Source organism: Candidatus Polarisedimenticolaceae bacterium (assembly GCA_036376135.1).
Lineage (GTDB): Bacteria > Acidobacteriota > Polarisedimenticolia > Polarisedimenticolales > DASRJG01 > DASVAW01.
On the sequence record DASVAW010000108.1, the window covers coordinates 1 to 4,457 of the forward strand.

The window sequence follows — 4,457 nt, forward strand, 5'->3', positions numbered from 1 at the left end:
TCGACCTGCTGCTGCGCGAGGCGAAGCGCACCGGGGAAGCGGCGCCCCTCGCGATGGCCGAGACGACGCTCGACCGGATGGCGCTCGGCGGCATGTACGACCAGATCGGCGGCGGCTTCGCCCGCTACAGCGTCGACGAGAGGTGGCTCGTCCCCCACTTCGAGAAGATGCTCTACGACCAGGCGCTGCTGGTCCCCGTCTACGCCGACGCCTGGCGGGTGTCCCGCAAGCCCCTCTATCGCCGCGTCGTCGAGGAGACGCTCGACTTCGTGCGCCGCGAGCTGACCCACCCCGACGGCGGGTTGTACGCCTCCCTCGACGCCGACAGCGAGGGGCACGAGGGGAAGTTCTACGTCTGGAGCGTCGCGGAGATCGACGAGGTCCTGGGGGCGGAGGAGGGCGCGGCCTGCCGCGCGGCGCTCGGCATCTCCGAGGCGGGGAACTTCGAGGGCGCCAACATCCCGAACCACCTCGACGGCGCCCCCGACGAGGCGCTGGTCCCGGCCCTTTCCGCGTGGAAGGCGAAGCTCCTCGCGGCACGGGCGCGGCGCGTCCGCCCGGCGACCGACACCAAGGTCCTCACCGCGTGGAACGGCCTGGCGATCACGGCGTTCTGCCGCGCGTACCAGGCGTTCGGGCGCGAGGAGGACCTTCGATCCGCCCGCCGCGCCGCCGCCTTCGTCCGCGCGAACCTCTTCCGGGAGGGCCGCCTGCTCGTCACCTGGCGCGAGGGGCGCGCGCAGCTCCCCGCCTACCTCGACGACCACGCCTTCCTCGCGCGCGGCCTGCTCGACCTGTACGAGTCGGCGTTCGAGCGCCGGGATCTCGACGACGCGCTCGGCCTGGCCCGCACGATGCTCGCGCGGTTCCGCGATCCGCGCGGCGGCTTCCACTTCACCGCCGACGACCACGAGCGGCTGCTCGTGCGCACCCGGAGCCTGTACGACGGCGCGTTGCCGTCGGGCTCGGGCGTCGCGACCGAGGTCCTCGCGCGACTCGCGTCCCATCTCGACGACGCGGAGCTGCGCCGCGCGGCCGTCGAGATCCTCGCGGCGCTGCGCCCGCTCGTGGGGAGGGCCCCGACCGCCTTCGCGTCGCTGCTCGCCGCCGCGGACTTCGTCGAGGGGCCGGCCGACGAGATCGTGGTCGCGGGAGCGCCCGGCGACCCGGCGGCGCTCGCGCTGGCCCGCGCGGCGTGGACGACCTACCTGCCGAATCGGACCTTCGCCTTCGCCGTTCCGGGGGAGGCGGCGGCGGGACGCCCGCTCCTCGAGGGGAAAACGCCGGTCTCCGGCCGGGCGGCCGCCTACGTCTGCCGGAACCGGACCTGCTCGGCGCCGGTGACGACCGCGGACGCCCTGTTTGGTATTCTCGGCGGCCGATGAACCGCTCTTCCCGCAAGAAGGTCGCCTGGGAGCATCTCTCCGACGACGATCTGCTCGACGTCCGGATCGGCGACCTCGGCGTGAAGCTGAAGGGGACCCCCGTCGAGACGCGCGTGGCCCAGCTGTTCCGCGAGCTCGACGACGCCGGGCTGCACCTTCGCCCCAGGATGTTCGTCTCCGACGAGTGGCTCTCCCCCGCCGACCAGGCGGCGATCGGCGTCCCGTTCTTCCTCCTTCACCCGCGCCTGCGCGCCCTCGAGAGCCGGATGATGTTCGAGGTCGAGGGGGGAAGCCCCGCGTGGTGCATGAAGCTGCTGCGGCACGAGGCCGGTCACGCCTTCGACCACGCCTACGGCCTGTCGCGCCGGAAGGACTGGAAGGAGACGTTCGGGTCCCCTTCGCGTCCCTACCAGCCGTATTTCTACGAGATCGATCCGCTCAGCCGCGCGTTCGTCCAGAACGTCCCGGACCACTACGCCCAGGCCCACCCCTCCGAGGATTTCGCCGAGACCTTCGCCGTCTGGCTCGACCCGAAATCCGATTGGCGCGAGCGGTACAAGGGGGAGCCCGCGCTGCGGAAGCTGCGCTACGTGGACCGGCTCATGCGCGACGTGCGCGAGCGCCGGGTGCCGCGGCGGCGCTGGATCGTCGGCCCCGAGGCGCGCACGCTCACCTCGCCGCTGCGCCGGTACTACGAGCGCAAGTTCCGGCTGTACAAGCTGCTCGACCTGTCCTTCGCGGTGCGCGACATGAAGAGGATCTTCCGCGTCTCGCGGGCCGCCGAGCCGAAGGACACCGCCGCCGAGTTCATCCGCGCCCGCAAGAAGCGCCTGGTCCAGTCGATCGCCGGGTTCAGCGGCGAGCGCGAGAGTCAGGTCGCGCGTGTCGTGGCGAGCCTCGCGCAGCTCGCCGACCAGAACCGCCTGGTCGTGCGCGGCGACGAGGAGGAAGCCCTGCTCAAGTTCTCCACGTACGCGACCACCCTGATCGTCAACCGCCTGCTCAAGCACACGTACCGGGCGACGAAGCCATGAAGAAGGCCAAGATCGAGAGGCGGAAGCTGCGCATCCTCGTCCTGTTCGAGGTGCACGACCCTCCTGCGCCCGACGAGGAGTACGCGCGGCGCATGCGCGAGGAGCCCGACTGGCGGACCGAGGGGCACGTGGTCAACACCCTGCGCGAGCTCGGCCACGAGGTGCACCTCGGCGCGATCTGGAAGAACGCGCGGGAGGTCGTGGACCTCGTGGAGCGGATCCAGCCGGATCTCGTCTGGAACTTCGTCCAGACCTTCCACGGTTCGCGTTACTTCGAGAGCAACATCGCGGGCGTCCTCGAGCTGTGCCGCGTGCCGTACACGGGTTGCGGCCATCGTGCCCTGATGCTGTGCCAGGACAAGGCGCTCTCGAAGAAGATCCTGAAGCACCACCGCGTTCCGATCGCGCCGTTCGTCGTCTCGCACCGGACCAACCCGCTCAAGAAGCTGTCGAAGTCGATGTTCCCCGTCCTGGTGAAGCCGCTGGCCGAAGAGGGCTCCGTCGGGATCTCCCGGGACTCGTTCGCCGAGACGGAGGAGCAGGCGCTCGCCCGCGCGGCGTTCCTGCACGAGCGCCTGAAGGGGGACGTGATCATCGAGCAATACGTCCAGGGACGCGAGATCTACGTCGGCGTCGTGGGGAACGAACGGCTGACGGTCCTGCCGCCCCGCGAGCTCGTGTTCACGAAGGTGCCCGAAGGCGAGCCCAAGTTCGCCAGCTACAAGGCGAAGTGGGACGACGGGTACCGCGAACGCTGGGGGATCAAGAACACCTTCGCCGAGGAGCTCCCCGAGCCCGTCCAGCGCGCGCTGCGCACGACGGCCAAGCGCGTCTACCGCGTGCTCCAGATGCGCGGGTACGGACGCATCGATCTGCGCGTCTCCGAGGACGGGAAACTCACGGTCGTCGAGGCGAACCCGAACCCCGAAATCGCCAAGGGCGAGGACATCGCGGAGGCCGCGCTCAAGACCGGCCTCGCCTACCCCGAGCTCATCGAGCGGATCGTGCAGCTCGGCCTCGCCTCCCGGGCCATCTAGGAAGCGGCGACGATGGAGCTTCTCGGCCCCCACGGGATCGGCGCCTGGGTCCTGTTCAACGTGATGATCCTCGCCTTCCTGGCGCTGGATCTCGGCGTGTTCAACCGGAAGTCGCGCGTGCTCGGGGTGCGCGAGTCGATCTTCTGGAACGTGGTCTGGACCTCCGCGGGGCTGGCCTTCGCCCTGGTCGTCGGGCGACTGTACGGGAAGACCAGCGCGATCGAATACGTGACGGGGTACGTGCTCGAACGGGCGCTTTCGATCGACAACATCTTCGTGTTCGTCGTCGTGTTCCGGTACTTCTCGGTCCCCCGCGAGCACCAGCACCGGATTCTCTATTGGGGGATCCTCGGAGCGCTGATCATGCGGGGCGCGCTGATCCTCGCGGGCGCCGCGGCGGTCGCCCGGTTCCACTGGCTGCTCTACGTCTTCGGCGCGTTCCTCGTGTACACCGGATTCCACCTGCTCCTGAAGAAGGACGAGGCCCCCGAGCCCCACAAGAACCCGGCGGTACGCCTGGCCTCGAGGATCTTTCCCGTGACCCACGAGCTCCACGGGGAGCACTTCTTCGTGAGGTTGCAGGGCGTCCTGCACGCGACGCCGCTGCTGCTCGTGCTGCTCGTCGTGGAAACGACCGACCTGCTGTTCGCGTTCGACTCGATCCCCGCGGTGTTCGGCGTGACGCGCGACCCGTTCATCATCTACACGAGCAACGTCTTCGCGATCCTCGGTCTGCGGGCGATGTATTTCCTGCTCGCCGCGATCCTCCCGAGCTTCCGCTTCCTGAACTACGGATTGTGCGCCGTGCTGGTCTTCATCGGGCTGCGGATGCTCGCCGAGCCCTGGATCGAGATCCCCGTGACCTGGGCGCTCACGCTCGTGTGCGTGATGCTGGGAGCGAGCATGCTCGCGTCCCTCATCCCGAAACGGAAATAGGGGTCAGGCCCCTTTTACTTACAAAGCACGGGCGAACGCCCGTGCTTTGTAAGTAAAAGGGGCCT

The 4,457-nt window shown here is 69.3% G+C and carries 4 protein-coding genes; all 4 read left to right on the forward strand.

Annotated features, from left to right (window positions below; translation table 11 throughout):
* On the forward strand, positions 1-1,385 hold a 1,385-nt coding region (locus VF139_11075), incomplete at its 5' end, for a hypothetical protein (GenBank protein HEX6851934.1).
* Positions 1,382-2,419, forward strand: a complete 1,038-nt coding sequence (locus tag VF139_11080; GenBank protein HEX6851935.1) for a putative zinc-binding metallopeptidase — start codon at positions 1,382-1,384, stop codon at positions 2,417-2,419. The genes VF139_11075 and VF139_11080, both read left to right, overlap by 4 nt.
* Positions 2,416-3,456, forward strand: coding sequence for a hypothetical protein (locus tag VF139_11085; protein HEX6851936.1), 1,041 nt, complete (start codon positions 2,416-2,418; stop codon positions 3,454-3,456). The genes VF139_11080 and VF139_11085 overlap by 4 nt, the downstream gene beginning before the upstream one ends.
* 12 nt (positions 3,457-3,468) lie before the next feature.
* A complete protein-coding gene (locus tag VF139_11090; protein HEX6851937.1) occupies positions 3,469-4,392 on the forward strand; it encodes a TerC/Alx family metal homeostasis membrane protein in 924 nt (307 codons plus the stop codon).
* The last annotated feature ends 65 nt before the right edge of the window (positions 4,393-4,457 follow it).

Coding starts and splice junctions, on each gene's coding strand:
- VF139_11080 (HEX6851935.1), top strand. CDS start 1,382: ATGAACCGCTCTTCCCGCAAGAAGGTCGCCTGGGAGCATCTCTCCGAC.
- VF139_11085 (HEX6851936.1), top strand. CDS start 2,416: ATGAAGAAGGCCAAGATCGAGAGGCGGAAGCTGCGCATCCTCGTCCTG.
- VF139_11090 (HEX6851937.1), top strand. CDS start 3,469: ATGGAGCTTCTCGGCCCCCACGGGATCGGCGCCTGGGTCCTGTTCAAC.